The organism is Streptomyces sp. 1222.5 (assembly GCF_900105245.1).
In the GTDB taxonomy this organism is placed as follows: Bacteria; Actinomycetota; Actinomycetes; order Streptomycetales; family Streptomycetaceae; genus Streptomyces; species Streptomyces albidocamelliae.
Genome location: NZ_FNSZ01000001.1, coordinates 1,680,046 through 1,694,501, shown reverse-complemented (window position 1 = coordinate 1,694,501; position 14,456 = coordinate 1,680,046). Strand labels below are relative to the sequence as shown.

Annotated in this window: 15 protein-coding genes and 1 pseudogene; 5 read left to right on the top strand and 11 right to left on the bottom strand. The window is 73.4% G+C overall.

Annotated features, from left to right (window positions below):
- Positions 1 to 20 precede the first annotated feature (20 nt).
- The 7 genes and pseudogenes from pcaD to BLW57_RS07660 all read right to left on the bottom strand — a co-directional run bounded on the left by pcaD (position 21) and on the right by BLW57_RS07660 (position 5,622).
- The gene (pcaD, locus tag BLW57_RS07690; protein WP_093473134.1) at positions 21 to 1,148 is read right to left on the bottom strand and encodes a bifunctional 3-oxoadipate enol-lactonase/4-carboxymuconolactone decarboxylase PcaDC; all 1,128 of its coding nucleotides are present in this window, start codon (positions 1,146 to 1,148) and stop codon (positions 21 to 23) included.
- Positions 1,145 to 2,491: a 3-carboxy-cis,cis-muconate cycloisomerase gene (gene pcaB / locus BLW57_RS07685; protein ID WP_093473133.1), complete on the bottom strand. Its 1,347-nt coding sequence runs from the start codon at positions 2,489 to 2,491 to the stop codon at positions 1,145 to 1,147. The genes pcaD and pcaB overlap by 4 nt, the downstream gene beginning before the upstream one ends.
- The gene (gene pcaG / locus BLW57_RS07680; protein ID WP_093473131.1) at positions 2,488 to 3,090 is read right to left on the bottom strand and encodes a protocatechuate 3,4-dioxygenase subunit alpha; all 603 of its coding nucleotides are present in this window, start codon (positions 3,088 to 3,090) and stop codon (positions 2,488 to 2,490) included. Before pcaG ends, pcaB begins: the two co-directional genes overlap by 4 nt.
- 5 nt (positions 3,091 to 3,095) lie before the next feature.
- Complete coding sequence (gene pcaH / locus BLW57_RS07675; protein WP_093473129.1) at positions 3,096 to 3,869, bottom strand: protocatechuate 3,4-dioxygenase subunit beta; 774 nt, start codon at positions 3,867 to 3,869, stop codon at positions 3,096 to 3,098.
- Positions 3,870 to 3,887: 18 nt separating this feature from the next.
- Positions 3,888 to 4,076: pseudogene (locus tag BLW57_RS07670) on the bottom strand (3-oxoadipyl-CoA thiolase); the annotation flags it as partial.
- 119 nt (positions 4,077 to 4,195) lie between these two features.
- Positions 4,196 to 4,840: a CoA transferase subunit B gene (locus BLW57_RS07665; protein WP_093473127.1), complete on the bottom strand. Its 645-nt coding sequence runs from the start codon at positions 4,838 to 4,840 to the stop codon at positions 4,196 to 4,198.
- A complete protein-coding gene (locus BLW57_RS07660; protein WP_093473125.1) occupies positions 4,840 to 5,622 on the bottom strand; it encodes a CoA transferase subunit A in 783 nt (260 codons plus the stop codon). Before BLW57_RS07660 ends, BLW57_RS07665 begins: the two co-directional genes overlap by 1 nt.
- A 182-nt stretch (positions 5,623 to 5,804) precedes the next feature.
- On the opposite strand from BLW57_RS07660, the gene BLW57_RS07655 reads away from it, so the two are divergent.
- Complete coding sequence (locus BLW57_RS07655) at positions 5,805 to 6,269, top strand: MarR family winged helix-turn-helix transcriptional regulator (RefSeq protein ID WP_093473124.1); 465 nt, start codon at positions 5,805 to 5,807, stop codon at positions 6,267 to 6,269.
- 44 nt (positions 6,270 to 6,313) lie between these two features.
- Here BLW57_RS07655 and BLW57_RS07650 read toward each other — a convergent pair whose 3' ends face one another.
- Positions 6,314 to 7,276 (bottom strand): DUF3048 domain-containing protein, encoded by a 963-nt coding sequence (locus BLW57_RS07650; protein WP_093480582.1) that lies wholly within the window; start codon positions 7,274 to 7,276, stop codon positions 6,314 to 6,316.
- Positions 7,277 to 7,464: 188 nt separating this feature from the next.
- Here BLW57_RS07650 and BLW57_RS07645 point away from each other — a divergent pair, with 188 nt between their 5' ends.
- Positions 7,465 to 8,655 carry a zinc-dependent alcohol dehydrogenase gene (locus BLW57_RS07645; RefSeq protein ID WP_093473122.1) on the top strand — a complete coding sequence of 397 codons (1,191 nt, stop codon included), beginning with the start codon at positions 7,465 to 7,467 and terminating at the stop codon, positions 8,653 to 8,655.
- Between the two features lie 22 nt (positions 8,656 to 8,677).
- Here the strand turns inward: BLW57_RS07645 and BLW57_RS07640 are convergent, their stop codons facing one another.
- Positions 8,678 to 9,748: an ATP-dependent DNA ligase gene (locus BLW57_RS07640; RefSeq protein WP_093473120.1), complete on the bottom strand. Its 1,071-nt coding sequence runs from the start codon at positions 9,746 to 9,748 to the stop codon at positions 8,678 to 8,680.
- Between the two features lie 73 nt (positions 9,749 to 9,821).
- Here BLW57_RS07640 and ligD point away from each other — a divergent pair, with 73 nt between their 5' ends.
- Both ligD and BLW57_RS07630 read left to right on the top strand, forming a co-directional pair.
- Entirely contained in the window at positions 9,822 to 10,841 is a 1,020-nt protein-coding gene (gene ligD, locus BLW57_RS07635) for a non-homologous end-joining DNA ligase (protein ID WP_176985505.1), read from the top strand.
- Positions 10,842 to 10,925: 84 nt separating this feature from the next.
- The gene (locus BLW57_RS07630) at positions 10,926 to 12,014 is read left to right on the top strand and encodes a LacI family DNA-binding transcriptional regulator (RefSeq protein ID WP_093473117.1); all 1,089 of its coding nucleotides are present in this window, start codon (positions 10,926 to 10,928) and stop codon (positions 12,012 to 12,014) included.
- Positions 12,015 to 12,052: 38 nt separating this feature from the next.
- Here the strand turns inward: BLW57_RS07630 and BLW57_RS07625 are convergent, their stop codons facing one another.
- Positions 12,053 to 12,844 (bottom strand): VOC family protein, encoded by a 792-nt coding sequence (locus tag BLW57_RS07625; RefSeq protein ID WP_093473115.1) that lies wholly within the window; start codon positions 12,842 to 12,844, stop codon positions 12,053 to 12,055.
- Positions 12,845 to 13,114: 270 nt separating this feature from the next.
- Here BLW57_RS07625 and BLW57_RS07620 point away from each other — a divergent pair, with 270 nt between their 5' ends.
- Positions 13,115 to 13,360 carry a WhiB family transcriptional regulator gene (locus BLW57_RS07620; protein WP_073892133.1) on the top strand — a complete coding sequence of 82 codons (246 nt, stop codon included), beginning with the start codon at positions 13,115 to 13,117 and terminating at the stop codon, positions 13,358 to 13,360.
- 46 nt (positions 13,361 to 13,406) lie between these two features.
- Here the strand turns inward: BLW57_RS07620 and BLW57_RS07615 are convergent, their stop codons facing one another.
- Positions 13,407 to 14,381: an acyl-ACP desaturase gene (locus tag BLW57_RS07615; RefSeq protein WP_093473113.1), complete on the bottom strand. Its 975-nt coding sequence runs from the start codon at positions 14,379 to 14,381 to the stop codon at positions 13,407 to 13,409.
- Between the last annotated feature and the right edge of the window lie 75 nt (positions 14,382 to 14,456).

Genomic DNA, 14,456 nt, shown 5'->3' with positions numbered 1-14,456 from the left:
ACCCGTCCCACATCCGGCCGTCAGCCCTCGCCCCGCTCCTCCTCGGCCAGCACCCGCTGGGCCACCGCGAAGGCCGAGTTGGCGGCCGGCACCCCGCAGTACACCGCGCTCTGCAGCAGCACCGCGCCGATCTCGTCCGGCGTCAGCCCGTTGCGGCGCGCCGCCCGGACGTGCAGGGCGAGTTCGTCGTGGTGACCGTGGGCGACCAGCGCCGTCAGGGTGACCATGCTGCGTTCACGGCGGGACAGTGTCGGATCGGTCCAGATCTCCCCCCAGGCGTAGCGGGAGATGAAGTCCTGGAAGCGGGCCGTGAACGGGGTCTGGCGGGCCTGTGCCCGGTCCACATGGGCGTCGCCCAGCACCTCCCGGCGTACAAACATCCCGCTCGCGGGCGGCCCGTCGAGCTGGGTGCGCAGCGCGGTGAGCACGGCACGCGGGCACTGGGCCGGAGCCAGATGGGAGGCCCGGGGCAGCTCCACCAGCGTCGCGGCGGGCACCGCGTCGGCGATCTCCCGCAGGTGTGCCGGCGGGGTCGCGGGGTCCTCCCGGCCCGCCACGGCGAGGGTGGGCACGGTGATGCCGGCGAGCCGGTCGCGCAGGTCGAAGGCGGCGAGCGCGTCACAGCAGGCGGCGTACGCCTCCGGGTCGGCCGCACGGTGGTCCCGTACCAGCCGCGGATCGGAGTACCCGGCCGTGAACCAGCGCGCGTCGGCGCTCTCCACCAGCCACCCCAGGCCCTCCCGGCGCACCCGTTCGGCCCGCTCCCGCCAGGGTGCCTCACCCCCGAAGTGGGCCGAGGAGCACAGCACCGCCAGCGAGATCAGCCGCTCGGGGTGGTGCACGGCCAGGTGCAGGCCGACCGCACCGCCGAGGGAGACGCCCGCGTAGGCGAACCGGTCGATGCCGAGCGTGTCGGCCAGGTCCAGCACCAGCGCGGCGAGGTCGCCGACGGTCGCGCCGGGCCCGATCAGGTCCGCGGCCGAACCGCCGTGACCCGGCAGGTCCCAGCGCACCACCCGGTGTCCGGCGGACAGTTCGGGCGCCACCCCGTCCCACAGGGCCAGGGAGGTGCCGAGCGAGGGTCCGAGCAGCAGCGGGGGAGCGGAGGCGGGGCCTTCCGTCAGGTGGTTGAGGAGTTTCACGGTCAACGTCGCTCCAGGGCACGGTCGGTGAGATCGCCGGCGAAGCCGGTGTAGCCGGCGGGGTCCGTCAGCTCGGGCATGTCCAGGTCTTTCAACTCGGCTTCGTCGGCCAGGAGTTCGCCCAGAGGGCGCTCTTCCGCGTGGGACCGGCGGGCGAGCTCGGTGAGCAGGTCCTTGGCCCGGGCGCGGCCGAGGCGGGGGGCGAGGACGGCGGACAGGCGCTCGGAGACGATCAGACCCCGGGTGAGGTCCAGATCGCGCCGCATGGCCGCGGGGTCCACCCGCAGCCCCTCGGCGAGTTCGGCCGCGTCGCGGGCCGCGCCGCCGGTCAGCCGGAGCAGCTCGCGCAGTGGCTCCCACTCGGCGTGCCAGGCCCCGGCCGGCCGCTCGTCCCCGGCGGCGAGGGAGCCGTACAGAGTGGCCGCGAGTTGCGGGGCCCGGCGGGCGGCGGAGGCGAGAAGGGTGGCGCGCACCGGGTTGGCCTTGTGCGGCATGGCCGACGAGCCGCCGCCGTCACCCTCGGCGACCTCGCCGGTCTCGGTGCGCGACAGGGTCAGTACGTCCTCGGCGAGCTTGCCCAGCGCGCCCGCCGTGAACGCGAGGCAGCCGGCCAGGTCGGCGACCGGTGTGCGCAGCGCGTGCCAGGGCAACGGTGCCGCGGCCAGGCCCACTTCACGGGCGTACGCCTCGGTCAGCGCGGTCGCGTCCGGGGCGCCGTACGCCCGGAAGGCGGCCAGTGTGCCGGCGGCGCCGCCGAGTTGCGCGGGCAGCGCCTGCCGTACCGGGACGATCCGGTCGCGCGCGTCCAGGACCAGAGAGCGCCAGCCGGCCGCTTTCAGGCCGAACGTCGTCGGCACCGCGTGCTGGGTGAGCGTACGCCCCGGCATCGGCGTGTCGCGGTGGGCGCCGGCCAGTCGGGAGAGGGCGCGTTCGGTCCGGGCGAGGTCGGCGAGGACCGGCTCCAGGGTGCGCGCGGCGACCAGCATGGCGGCGGTGTCCATGATGTCCTGGCTCGTCGCGCCCCGGTGCACGTAGGGGCCGTAGGGTTCGCCCACCGCCCGGGTGAGGTCGGCGACGAGCGGGATGACCGGGTTGCCGCCGGCGCGGGCGCGTGCGGCGAGGGAGTGGATGTCGAAGCGGGCCGGGTCGGCGGCCTCGGTCACCGCGGCGGCGGCCTCGGCGGGGGCGAGGCCCAGTGCGGCCTGGGCGCGGGTCAGGGCGGCCTCGGCGTCGAGCAGGGCCCGCAGGTAGGCGGTGTCGCCCGTCGTGCGGGCCGCCGGGGCGCCGGCCCACCCGGGGCCGAGCAGGCCGGTGCCGTCGTCGTCGGGGGCCGGGGACGCCGCTGTCACCGGAACTCCAGGAAGACCGTCTCGCCCTCGCCCTGGAGGCGGATGTCGAAGCGGTGGGTCCCCGCCGCCTCCTCGCTCGCGATCAGCGTGCCGCGGCGCTCGCCCACCCGGGTGAGCAGCGGGTCGGCGGCCAGCGCGGACTCGTCGCCCGGCAGGTAGATCCGGGTGAACAGATGCGTGAGCAGGCCCCGCGCGAAGACGCAGACGCTCAGGTACGGCGCGCCGCCGCCGCGGGCGCCCGGCCGCAGCGTACGGGCGTACCAGTGGCCGCTCGCGTCGGTCTGGGCGCGGCCCCAGCCGGTGAACTCCACGCCGTTGCGGCCCAGATGGCCGCCGGTCGCCGGATCGCGCCGGAGGGCGCCGTCCGCCCGGGGGACCGTGCCGTCGGGGCACGCACCCCACACCTCGACGAAGGCGTCCGGCAGCGGCCGGCCCGCGCCGTCGAGGACGTACCCGTGCACGGTGACGGTGTCCGGGTGGCCGGCCGGCGCGATCTCCTCGCCGCCGCGGAACGGCAGCGCGTAGCCGTAGAACGGACCGACCGTGTGGGACGGTGTGGGCAGCACGTGCTCCGGGCCGCTCGTGTCGATCTGCGTCATAGCGGTCAGCGTCCTTCTTCCGTCCAGGTGGCGGCCGGGCCGTCGAGCACGATGTCCCAGTGGTAGCCGAGGGAGAACTCCGGCACCGACAGGCCGTGGTCGTAGGTGGCGACCAGCCGCTGCCGGGCCGCGTCGTCGGTCACGGACTGCAGGATCGGGTCGTATGGGAAGAGCGGGTCGTTCGGGAAGTACATCTGGGTCACGAGCCGCTGGGTGAACGCCGCGCCGAACACCGAGAAGTGGATGTGGGCGGGGCGCCAGGCGCCCACGTGGTTGCGCCAGGGGTAGGGGCCCGGCTGGACGGTGGTGAAGTGGTAGCGGCCCTCGGCGTCGGTGAGGGTGCGGCCCACTCCGGTGAAGTTCGGGTCGAGCGGGGCGTCGTGCTGCTCACGCCGGTGGGCGTACCGCCCGGCCGAGTTGGCCTGCCAGATCTCGATCAGCTGGCCCCGGACCGGGCGCCCGGCGCGGTCCAGGAGCCGTCCGGAGACGGTGATCCGCTCGCCGACCGGCGAGCCGGTGTGCTGCCGGGTGAGGTCGCTGTCGATCTCGGTGATGTCCCGCTCCCCGAAGGCGGGGGAGTGCAGCTCCACCAGTTCGGGGTCCTTGGCGGTGTCGATGGCGACCAGGGGCTGTTTCGGGTGGCGCAGCACCGAGGAGCGGTAGGGCGCGTAGTCGCGGCGCGGGTGGTGCTCGACGGGCGCGCCCTCGGCGACCCGCTTCTCGTACGCGGCGTGCTCGGCAGCGATCTCCTGGTCGATGTCCTGCTGGGTGAGGGGCATGGCGGTACCTGACGTTTCCTATCGTTCCGGGACGAGGGCGAGGCCCTGGCCCACGCCGATGCAGAGGGTGGCCACGCCGGTGCCGGAGCCCCAGCGGGCGAGCCGGTGGGCAACGGTGCCGGCGAGTCGGGCACCGGAGGCGCCGAGCGGGTGTCCCAGCGCGATCGCGCCGCCCTGGGGGTTGAGGACCGCCGGGTCGAGCCGCGGCGAGCGGGACAGCAGCGCGCGGACGACGTGGGCGGCGAGGTCGTCCGGGCGGACCGGGGCCAGGCCGCCGTTGTAGCGGCCGATCGGGGTGCGGACGGCGTCGACGAGGTAGACGGGGTTCACAGCAGGTCCTCCGCGATGACGAGTTCGGCGTCGGTCCCGGCGACGACCTCGTCGACGGTCACACCCGGTGCGGTCTCCACCAGGGCGAGCCCGTCGACGGTGACGTCCAGCACGGCGAGATCGGTGATGACCCGGTTCACGCACGCCTTGCCCGTGAGCGGCAGGGTGCACTCCTTGAGGATCTTGGGGGAGCCGTCCTTGGCGGTGTGCGTCATCACCACGATCACCCGACGGGCGCCGTGCACCAGGTCCATCGCGCCCCCGATCCCGGTGACGAGCTTGCCCGGCACGGCCCAGTTGGCCAGGTCGCCGCCGGCGGAGACCTGCATCGCACCGAGGACGGCGACGTCGATGTGCCCGCCGCGGATCATCGCGAAGGACAGCGCCGAGTCGAAGAAGGACGCGCCGGGCAGGACGGTCACGGTCTCCTTGCCGGCGTTGATCAGATCCGGGTCGACCTGGTCCTCGCCGGGGTAGGGGCCGGTGCCGAGAATGCCGTTCTCCGACTCCAGCACCACCTCGACGCCCTCGGGCAGGTGGTTCGGGATCAGGGTGGGCAGACCGATGCCGAGATTGACGTACTGGCCGTCGCGCAGCTCGCGCGCGGCACGGGCGGCCATCTCCTCGCGTGTGCGGGCCATCAGCCGTTCACCGTCCCTCGTGCCGAGGGCGCGGAGACCGTGCGCCGCTCGATCTTCTTGTCCGCCGCCTGCTCCGGGGTGAGCGGCACGACCCGCTGCACGAAGACCCCCGGCACGTGCACCGCGTCGGGATCGATCTCGCCGGGCTCGACCAGCTCCTCCACCTCGGCCACCGTGATCCGCCCGGCCATGGCGGCGAGGGGATTGAAGTTCCGGGTCGACCGGTTGAAGACCAGATTGCCGTGCCGGTCGCCCTTCGCGGCGCGGACCAGCGCGAAGTCGGTGCGGATGGCGCGCTCCAGGACGTACTCCACCCCGTCGAACTCCCGCACCTCCTTGGGCGGCGAGGCCAGCGCGACGCCGCCCGAGCCGTCGTAGCGCCAGGGCAGTCCGCCCTCGGCGACCTGGGTGCCGACCCCGGCCGGGGTGTAGAAGGCGGGGATGCCGGCGCCGCCCGCACGCAGCCGCTCGGCGAGGGTGCCCTGCGGGATCAGCTCCACCTCCAGCTCGCCGGCCAGGTACTGGCGGGCGAACTCCTTGTTGGCGCCGATGTACGAGCCGGTCACCCGGGCGATCCGCCCCGCGGCCAGCAGCACGGCGAGCCCGGTGTCCATGGCCCCGCAGTTGTTCGAGACCACGCCCAGACCGCCGACGTCGCGTTCGTACAGCGCCTGGATCAGCACGTTCGGGACACCGCTGAGCCCGAACCCGCCGACGGCGAGGGACGCGCCGTCCGGCACATCGGCCACCGCCGCCGGGGCGGTGGCCACCACCTTGTCCATCCGTGAAGCCCCGTCTCTCCGAGATTAGTCAGCACACTGAGTATTCCAGCGAGGTGTTCCACACGCTGCCACCGACCACCAGAACGGTCAAGAGCTGCTCGGAAAGGCGCTTTCGATCGGAGACAGGCAGGCGGGCACCGGGTATCGTTCAGTGCACCAACGAATCGATCTAGGGAGCGGGTATGGCCGCCGTGGACCTCGCCACCCATCCCGGGCACCTGGCCCGCCGGCTCCAGCAGGCGCACTACCTGCTGTGGAACACGATGGTCTCGGAGGAGATCACCTCGCCGCAGTTCGCGGTGATGAACGCGCTCGTCGCGGAGCCCGGCCTCGACCAGCGGACGGTGGGGGAGCGGGTGGGCCTGGACCGGTCGACCATCGCCGAGGTCATCAGCCGGCTCGGCCGCCGCGGGCTGCTGCACAAGGTGCGCGACCCCGAGGACGGCCGTCGCTCCCTGCTCCGTCTCACCGACGACGGCCTGCGCACCCACCGCAGGCTGACCGTGCGCACCGCCCGCATGAACCAGGTGTTCCTCGCCCCGCTCTCCGCCGAGGAGCAGACCGTGTTCTTCGACCTGATCCGCCGGGTCGCCGACGCGGCGGAGGACCTGCGCAACGCGGCCGAACCGCAGGGCGCGCGGGGCTGACGGGATCCGGGCGGGCGGGACGCCGGCCCGGCGAGCGGGCGCCGCTACGGAGCCGGTGCGAACACCACCCACACCTGGCCCTCGGCGAAGTCCATCGGGGCGCCGTCCGGTGTGGTGAACGTCGTGCCGTCCCCCGCCGTCGGCCGTGACCAGCCGGCGGTGAAGGAGCGGCCGTCCCGGAGCACCTCCGCCCGCCCCGAACCGACCGTCTCGGTGTACGGCGTGCGGTTGCCGAGGACGTCGTGGTACCCGGAGGCGCGGACCCTCACGTGCTGCACCACGACCGTCGCGGGGGCCGGCCGCGGGCCGTCGGTCGTCGTCGTGGGGGCGCCGTCCATCGCGACCAGCCAGCCCCCGCGCCCGGCGGACCAGGTGAAGGTGAAGCGGGCGGCCGGATAGCGCACGGTCCGGGTGGCCGTGGGAGTGCCGCCGGCCGGGGCCCGGCCGTACCGGAAGCCCGTGGTGAGCGCGCCCGCGCCGGGCGCCGTGGGCAGCAGCCCGGCGGGGTGCAGATAGAGGTTGTGCGGTGCGGCCCTGCCGCTGCCCCGGTAGTAGGCGTCCGGTGCCTCGTCGGGCGACCTCGCCTCCACCGGCGCCCGGTCGATCAGCGGCAGCAGCCTGCGCTGGGCACCGGAGAAGGCGAGGGTGGGCCGGTCGAACTGGCGCAGCAGCTCCAGGTCCGACGCGCGGGCACTGCGCACCGGCCCGACGGTCTCGGGGAACCGGGTCGCGTACACCGCGAGCAGCCGGCTCAGACCCCCCTCCACCTGCTCGGCGTAGACCACGTCGGCGGCGTCCAGACCGGTCTGCGGGCGGGCACCGGCCACATTGTCGATCTTGACGGCGAGCGGGGAGCCGGCCGCCGAGGCCGAGGCGTCCGGTGCCGGTGTGCGGCCCGGGACGCCGTCGTCACCGGGGCGGCCCTGCCCGGAGCAGCCTGCCGTCAGCGCGGCCGCCAGCACGGCCGCCGTCAGTGCGGCGCGCCGTCCGCGCGCCCTGTGTCCCATGCCCACCGTCGTCACCCCGTTCGTCTGTCCGATTGTGCGCTCATGAGGACATCGACGGCCATGTCCGGACGCGGCGTGGTTCGGCGTGGTGCGTGCGGGTACCCGGCCGCCATCGCACGCAGACACAGCCGCGCCGGATGCGCCAGGGCGGTACCGGCGCGCACGCGAGGGCAAGGGAGCGCGACCCCATGAAGGCAGTGACCTGGCAGGGCCATCGGGACGTACGGGTGGACGACGTGCCCGATCCGCGGATCGAGGAGCCCACGGACGCCGTCATCCGCATCACGTCCACCGGACTGTGCGGCTCCGACCTGCATCTGTACGAGGTGCTCACGCCGTTCATGACCCCGGGCGACATCCTCGGCCATGAACCGATGGGCATCGTCGAGGAGGTCGGTTCCGACGTGCCGAACCTGCGGCCCGGCGACCGGGTCGTGGTGCCGTTCCAGATCGCCTGCGGGCACTGCTTCATGTGTGACACCGGGCTGCCCACCCAGTGCGAGACCACCCAGGTCCACGGGGAGGGCATGGGCGCCGCCCTGTTCGGCTACACCCGGCTGTACGGCGCCGTGCCCGGCGCGCAGGCCGAGTATCTGCGGGTCCCGCAGGCTCAGTTCGGCCCGATCAAGGTGCCCGAGGGCCCGTCGGACGACCGTTTCGTCTATCTCTCGGACGTGCTGCCCACCGCCTGGCAGGCCGTCGAGTACGCGGCGATCCCGCCCGGTGGCACGGTCGCGGTCCTCGGCCTGGGGCCGATCGGCGACATGTCCTGCCGGATCGCCCTCGCCCGGGGCGCCGAGCGGGTGTTCGGCGTCGACCTGGTGCCGGAGCGGCTCGCCCGGGCGAAGCGGCGCGGTGTCCAGACGTACGACCTCAGGGCCTTCGACGACGAGAAGGCGCTGGTGGAGGCGATCCGCGAGGAGACCTCGGGCCGGGGCCCGGACGCCGTCATCGACGCGGTCGGCACGGAGGCGCACGGCAGCGCCGCCGCCAAGCTCGCCCAGACGGCGACCGCCATGATGCCGCGCAAGATCGCCGCGCCCTTCGCGGAGCGCTTCAGCATCGACCGGCTCGCCGCTCTCCACACGGCCATCGACCTGGTCCGCCGCGGCGGGACCATCTCGCTGAGCGGTGTGTACGGCGGTATGGCCGACCCGATCCCGCTGCTCACCCTCTTCGACAAGCAGATCCAGATGCGCATGGGCCAGGCCAACGTCCGCCGCTGGACCGACGACATCCTGCCCTTCCTCACCGACCAGGACCCGCTCGGTGTCGACGACTTCGCCACCCACCGGGTGCCGCTCGCCGAGGCGCCGCACGCCTACGAGATGTTCCAGCGCAAGCAGGACGGCGCCGTGAAGGTCCTCATGCAGCCCTGAGCGGAGGCCGGCCGCGGCCGGGTCACTCCTTCTCGCCGAGGATCTCGGCGAGGTCGTAGCGCACCGGCTCCTCCAGTTGGGCGTAGGTGCAGCTCTCCGGCGTACGGTCCGGGCGCCAGCGGCGGAAGCGGGCCGTGTGCCGGAACCGCTGCCCGTTCTCCATGTGGTCGTACGCCACCTCCGCGACCCGCTCCGGCCGGAGCGGCACCCACGACAGGTCCTTCTTGCCCGACCAGCGGCTCGGCGCCCCCGGCAGCCGGGCCGTCTCGTGGGCGGCCTCGTCCGACCAGGCCGCCCACGGGTGCCCCCGCACGTCGTCCATCCGCAGCGGTTCCAGTTCCTCGATCAGCTCCGCCCGCCGCTTCATGGGGAAGGCGGCCGACACGCCCACGTGCTGGAGCCGGCCCTGCTCGTCGTGGAGCCCGAGCAGCAGGGAGCCGACCACCGGCCCGCTCTTGTGGAGGCGGTACCCGGCCACCACGACGTCCGCCGTCCGCTCGTGCTTGATCTTGAACATGGCCCGCTCGTCCTGGAGGTAGCGCAGCGTCAGCGGCTTGGCGACCACGCCGTCGAGGCCCGCGCCCTCGAACCGCTCGAACCACTGCCGGGCCAGCTCGATGTCGGTCGTCGCGGGGGCCGTGTGCACCGGCGGGGTCGCCCCCGCCAATGCCTGCTCCAGCAGGGCCCGGCGGTCGGTCAGCGCCAGGCCGACCAGCGACTCGTCACCCAGGGCCAGCAGATCGAAGGCGACGAACGAGGCCGGCGTCCGCTCGGCCAGCGTCCGCACCCGCGACGCGGCCGGATGGATCCGCTCCGTCAGCGCGTCGAAGTCCAGCCGGCCGTTCCGGGCGATCACGATCTCCCCGTCGAGCACGCACCGCTCGGGCACCCGCTCCCTCAACGCCGCGACCAGCTCGGGGAAATACCTGGTCAGCGGCTTTCCGGTACGGCTGCCCAACTCAATCTCGGCGCCGTCGCGGAACACGATCGAACGGAACCCGTCCCACTTCGCCTCGTAGTGCATGTCCGGTGGGATCTTCGCCACCGACTTGGCGAGCATGGGCTTCACGGGCGGCATCACCGGCAGATCCATGCCTCGATTCTGCTCGTACCCGTCCGCCGCCGCCCGGTGTGCGAGCCGTGCGGGGGGCGCCTACCGTGGCCGCATGGGTGCTGCGGTGGAACTGGAGGTGGCCGGCCGGACCGTACGGCTGTCCAGCCCCGACAAGGTCTTCTTCCCGGAACCGGGCTACACCAAGCTGGACCTGGCCCGCTACTACGCCGCCGTGGCACCCGGCATCCTCCGCGCCCTGCGCAACCGCCCCACCACCCTGGAGCGCTACCCGGACGGCGTCGGCGGCGAGTGGTTCTACCAGAAGCGCGCCCCCAAGGGCATGCCCGACTGGATCCCGACCGCCCACATCACCTTCCCCAGCGGGCGCAGCGCCGACGAGATGTGCCCCACCGAGGAGGCGGCCGTGGTGTGGGCCGCCCAGTACGGCACCCTCACCTTCCACCCCTGGCCGGTGCGCGCCACCGACGTCGACCACCCGGACGAACTCCGCATCGACCTCGACCCGCAGCCCGGCACCGACTACGACGACGCCGTCCGTGCCGCCCACGAACTGCGCGCCGTGCTGGAGGAGTTCGGCGGGCTGGGGGGCTGGCCCAAGACCTCCGGCGGCCGGGGTCTGCACGTCTTCGTGCCGATCGAACCCCGCTGGACCTTCACCCAGGTGCGCCGCGCCGCGATCGCCGTCGGCCGGGAGATGGAACGCCGGATGCCCGAGCAGGTCACCATCAAGTGGTGGAAGGAGGAACGGGGGCGCCGCATCTTCCTGGACTACAATCAGACGGCACGCGACCGCACCATCGCCTCCGCCTACTCCGTACGCCCCCGCCCGCACGCGCCCGTCTCGGCACCTCTGCGCTGGGAGGAGGTCGGCGTGGCGCACCCGGCCGACTTCGACCTCGCCACGATGCCGGCCCGCTTCGCCGAACTCGGTGACGTGCACGCCGACATGGACGACCACGCCTACTCCCTGGACGCCCTGCTGGAACTGGCCCGCCGGGACGAACACGACCACGGTCTGGGCGACCTGCCGTACCCGCCGGAGTACCCGAAGATGCCGGGCGAACCGAAGCGGGTCCAGCCGAGCCGGGCGCGGCGCGAGCCGACGTCCTAGCCGGACCCGGGAGCGGTTCCCCCGGCCAAGGCGCGGGCGGCCCGCGGTTATCCTGACCGGCAGCCGCCGATGAGGAGTCCCGAAGTGACTGAGGCAGTGTCGCGTCCCACGCTGGAGGCCGTGGCCGCGCGGGCCGGGGTGTCCCGGGCCACCGTGTCACGGGTGGTCAACGGCGGGGACGGGGTGCGGGAACCGTTGGCCGAGCGGGTGCGGCAGGCCGTGGCGGAACTGGGATACGTCCCCAACCAGGCGGCGCGCAGCCTCGTCACCAAGCGGCACCACGCCGTCGCCGTCGTCATCGCCGAACCGGAGACGAAGGTCTTCGCCGACCCCTTCTTCGCCCTGCAACTGCGCGGCATCAGCAAGGAGCTGACCGCGCACGACAACCAGCTCGTCCTGCTGCTCACCGAGGGCCGTGCCGACCACGCGCGCGTCGCCCGGTACCTCGCCGGGGGCCACGTCGACGGCGCCCTGGTCTTCTCGCTGCACCTGGACGACCCGCTGCCCGGTCTGATCCGCACGGCGGGCGTGCCCACCGTCTTCGGCGGCCGCCCCGACTGGAGCGACGGCACGCCCGGCCCGGTGTACGTCGACAGCGACAACCGGGGAGGTGCCCGTACGGCCGTACGGCACCTCGTGGACCTGGGGCGCCGGCGCGTCGCGCACATCACCGGCGCGCTGGACCAGACCTCGGCGGTGGACCGGCTCGACGGGTACCGGGACGTCATGGACGAGGTGATGGGCGGCGGCGATCCCCGGCTTGTCGAGGAGAGCGACTTCACGCCGGCCGGCGGCGAACGCGCCATGCGCGCGCTCCTCGACCGCTGCCCGGACGTGGACGCCGTGTTCGCCGCCAACGACCTGACCGCGCTCGGCGCCCTGCGCGTGCTGCGCCGCAACGGCCGGCGGGTGCCCGAGGACGTGGCCGTCATCGGTTTCGACGACATGGTGCCCGTCACGGAGGAGACCGATCCGCCGCTGACGACCGTCCGTCAGGACATCGAGGGGATGGGCCGGCTGATGGCCCGTCTGCTGCTGCGGGGCGGCCCGTCCGCCGGCCGGGGCGGAACCCCCGCGCCGGGCCCGGACGCCCGGCCGGAACCGGACGAGCCGTCGGGCCCGGACGCCGGCGTGATCCTGCCGACGACACTGATCCGCCGCGCCTCCGCCTAGGGCCGCCGCGCGCTCCGGGCCGCCCGCGGCCGAACGGCTCAGCCCTGCGGTGACTCGCTGCGGATCACCGCGAAACGCGCCCCCTGCGGGTCGGCCAGCTTGGCCATGCGGCCCACGCCCTCCACGGACGTCGCGGGCATCCGCACCGTCCCGCCGAGCCGCTGCGCCTGCTCGACCACCGCGTCGGTGTCCTCCACCTCGAAGTACGGCAGCCAGTACGGCCCCGCCGCCACCTCGTCCGGGGCGTCGGCCATCGGCACCATGCCGCCGAACATGGCGTCCTCCCCGCCGGCGGCCGGATTGACGCAGGTGTACGTCCCGCCCGGGAAGGGCATGCCCGAGGTCTCCAGGCCGAGCACCTTGTAGTAGAACGCGGCGGCGGCCGCGATGTCCGGCGTGTACAGCTCCACCCAGCACAGCGCGCCCGGCTCGTCCGCCACGTCCACGCCCTTGGTCCGCCCGGGCTGCCAGAGCCCGAACCGCACGCCCGCCTGGTCGGCGAGGACCGCCATGTGGCCCTGGCCCATCACGTCCATGGGCGGGAACAGCACCCGGCCGTGCGCCTGTTCGGCCGCCTCGGCGGTGGCCTGCGCGTCCTCGGTCTGGAAGTACACCGTCCAGCTCGGCGGTCCCTGGTCGGGGCCGGTCTGCATGCCGCCCGCGACGGTTCTGCCCTCCAGCTGGAAGAAGCCGTAGCCCCCGGCGTCCGGACCCGCGGACCGGAACTGCCAGCCGAACAGGCCGCCGTAGAAGGCGAGGGCGCCGTCGAGGTCGGGGGTGCCGATGTCGATCCAGTTCGGAGCGCCGTCGACGAAACGGGTGGTGAGCATCTTCGCCCTCCTCGGAAGGGGTCCCGGCTGCTGCACTGCCGAGTCTGGCACCGCCCACCGACAATCGCTGCCGGACCGCCGCGACGCGCCGGAACACCGCCCGCACTCACCGTGGGTGACCGGACATGTTCTCCCGGTTTTCGCCGAAGGCCCGCGCGCCGCCGTGCGCGGCCGTGTCACCGGGGAGCATCATCGGGACGGCCGGCGGCCCAGGCCGTCGTTGACCCGACGTTGATCGAACGTTTTTCGCCGCACGGCACGATCCTGGCCATGCACTTCGACACGATCACCCCGGCCGACGAGACCTGGCAGGCGCAGGCCCTGTGCGCGCAGACCGGGCCGGACTTCTTCTTCCCCGAGCCGGGCAGCTCGGTGCGGGACGCGAAACGTATCTGCGCCCTGTGCGAGCTGCGCCCGGCGTGCCTGGACTACGCGCTCGCCAACGACGAGCGCTTCGGCGTCTGGGGCGGGCTGTCCGAGAAGGAGCGCCTCGCGCTGCGGCGCGCCTCCTCCTGACATTCGGGCGCCCGCGACGGGGCACCCGGCAACGGCCGGCGCGGCGTCAGCCGCCGGCGCGCGCGGCCATGCGGGCCTTGCGGGCGGCCAGCTTCTCGTCGAACTTCAGGGCCTCCGCGTCCAGGCCGCCCATGTACAGACCGAGTTCCTCCTGCGCCTGGAGCCCCTCGGGCCCGAGGCCGTCGATCTCCATGATCTTCAGGAAGCGCAGCACCGGCTGCAGGACGTCGTCGTGGTGGATGCGCAGGTTGTAGACCTCGCCGATCGCCATCTGCGCGGCGGCCCGCTCGAAGCCGGGGATGCCGTGACCGGGCATCCGGAAGTTCACCACGACGTCCCGGACCGCCTGCATGGTCAGGTCGGGGGCGAGCTCGAAGGCGGCCTTCAGCAGGTTGCGGTAGAAGACCATGTGCAGGTTCTCGTCGGTCGCGATGCGGGCCAGCATGCGGTCGCAGACCGGGTCGCCGGACTGGTGACCGGTGTTGCGGTGCGAGATGCGGGTGGCCAGCTCCTGGAAGGCGACGTAGGCGACCGAGTGCAGCATCGAGTGCCGGTTGTCGGACTCGAAGCCCTCGCTCATGTGCGACATGCGGAACTGTTCCAGCTTGTCCGGGTCCACCGCGCGCGAGGTGAGCAGGTAGTCGCGCATCACGATGCCGTGCCGGCCCTCCTCGGCGGTCCAGCGGTGCACCCAGGTGCCCCAGGCGCCGTCGCGGCCGAAGAGCGAGGCGATCTCGTGGTGGTAGCTGGGCAGGTTGTCCTCGGTCAGCAGGTTGACCACGAGGGCGATGCGGCCGATCTCCGTGACCTTGGAGTGCTCCTTCTCCCACGCCTGCCCGTCCTCGAACAGGCCCGGGAAGTTGCGGCCGTCGCTCCACGGCACGTACTCGTGCGGCATCCAGTCCTTGGCGATCTTCAGATGCCGGTTCAGCTCGGTCTCGACCACTTCCTCCAGCGCGTACAGCAGCTTCGCGTCGGTCCAGACGGACGGGCTGCCGAGGTGAGGGGACGTGATCGTCACGGGAACTCCAGGGGGACGCCGAGCAAGGGGAACTGAGGGGGACGGTCCGGCGAGCGGTGCCGGGAAACCTACGAG

Excerpts from the sequence above, each read along its gene's own strand:
- pcaG (WP_093473131.1), bottom strand. The coding sequence starts at position 3,090 with ATGACGCAGATCGACACGAGCGGCCCGGAGCACGTGCTGCCCACACCG.
- pcaH (WP_093473129.1), bottom strand. The coding sequence starts at position 3,869 with ATGCCCCTCACCCAGCAGGACATCGACCAGGAGATCGCTGCCGAGCAC.
- BLW57_RS07665 (WP_093473127.1), bottom strand. The coding sequence starts at position 4,840 with ATGGCCCGCACACGCGAGGAGATGGCCGCCCGTGCCGCGCGCGAGCTG.
- BLW57_RS07660 (WP_093473125.1), bottom strand. The coding sequence starts at position 5,622 with ATGGACAAGGTGGTGGCCACCGCCCCGGCGGCGGTGGCCGATGTGCCG.
- BLW57_RS07655 (WP_093473124.1), top strand. The coding sequence starts at position 5,805 with ATGGCCGCCGTGGACCTCGCCACCCATCCCGGGCACCTGGCCCGCCGG.
- BLW57_RS07650 (WP_093480582.1), bottom strand. The coding sequence starts at position 7,276 with ATGGGACACAGGGCGCGCGGACGGCGCGCCGCACTGACGGCGGCCGTG.
- BLW57_RS07645 (WP_093473122.1), top strand. The coding sequence starts at position 7,465 with ATGAAGGCAGTGACCTGGCAGGGCCATCGGGACGTACGGGTGGACGAC.
- BLW57_RS07640 (WP_093473120.1), bottom strand. The coding sequence starts at position 9,748 with ATGGATCTGCCGGTGATGCCGCCCGTGAAGCCCATGCTCGCCAAGTCG.
- ligD (WP_176985505.1), top strand. The coding sequence starts at position 9,822 with ATGGGTGCTGCGGTGGAACTGGAGGTGGCCGGCCGGACCGTACGGCTG.
- BLW57_RS07625 (WP_093473115.1), bottom strand. The coding sequence starts at position 12,844 with ATGCTCACCACCCGTTTCGTCGACGGCGCTCCGAACTGGATCGACATC.
- BLW57_RS07620 (WP_073892133.1), top strand. The coding sequence starts at position 13,115 with ATGCACTTCGACACGATCACCCCGGCCGACGAGACCTGGCAGGCGCAG.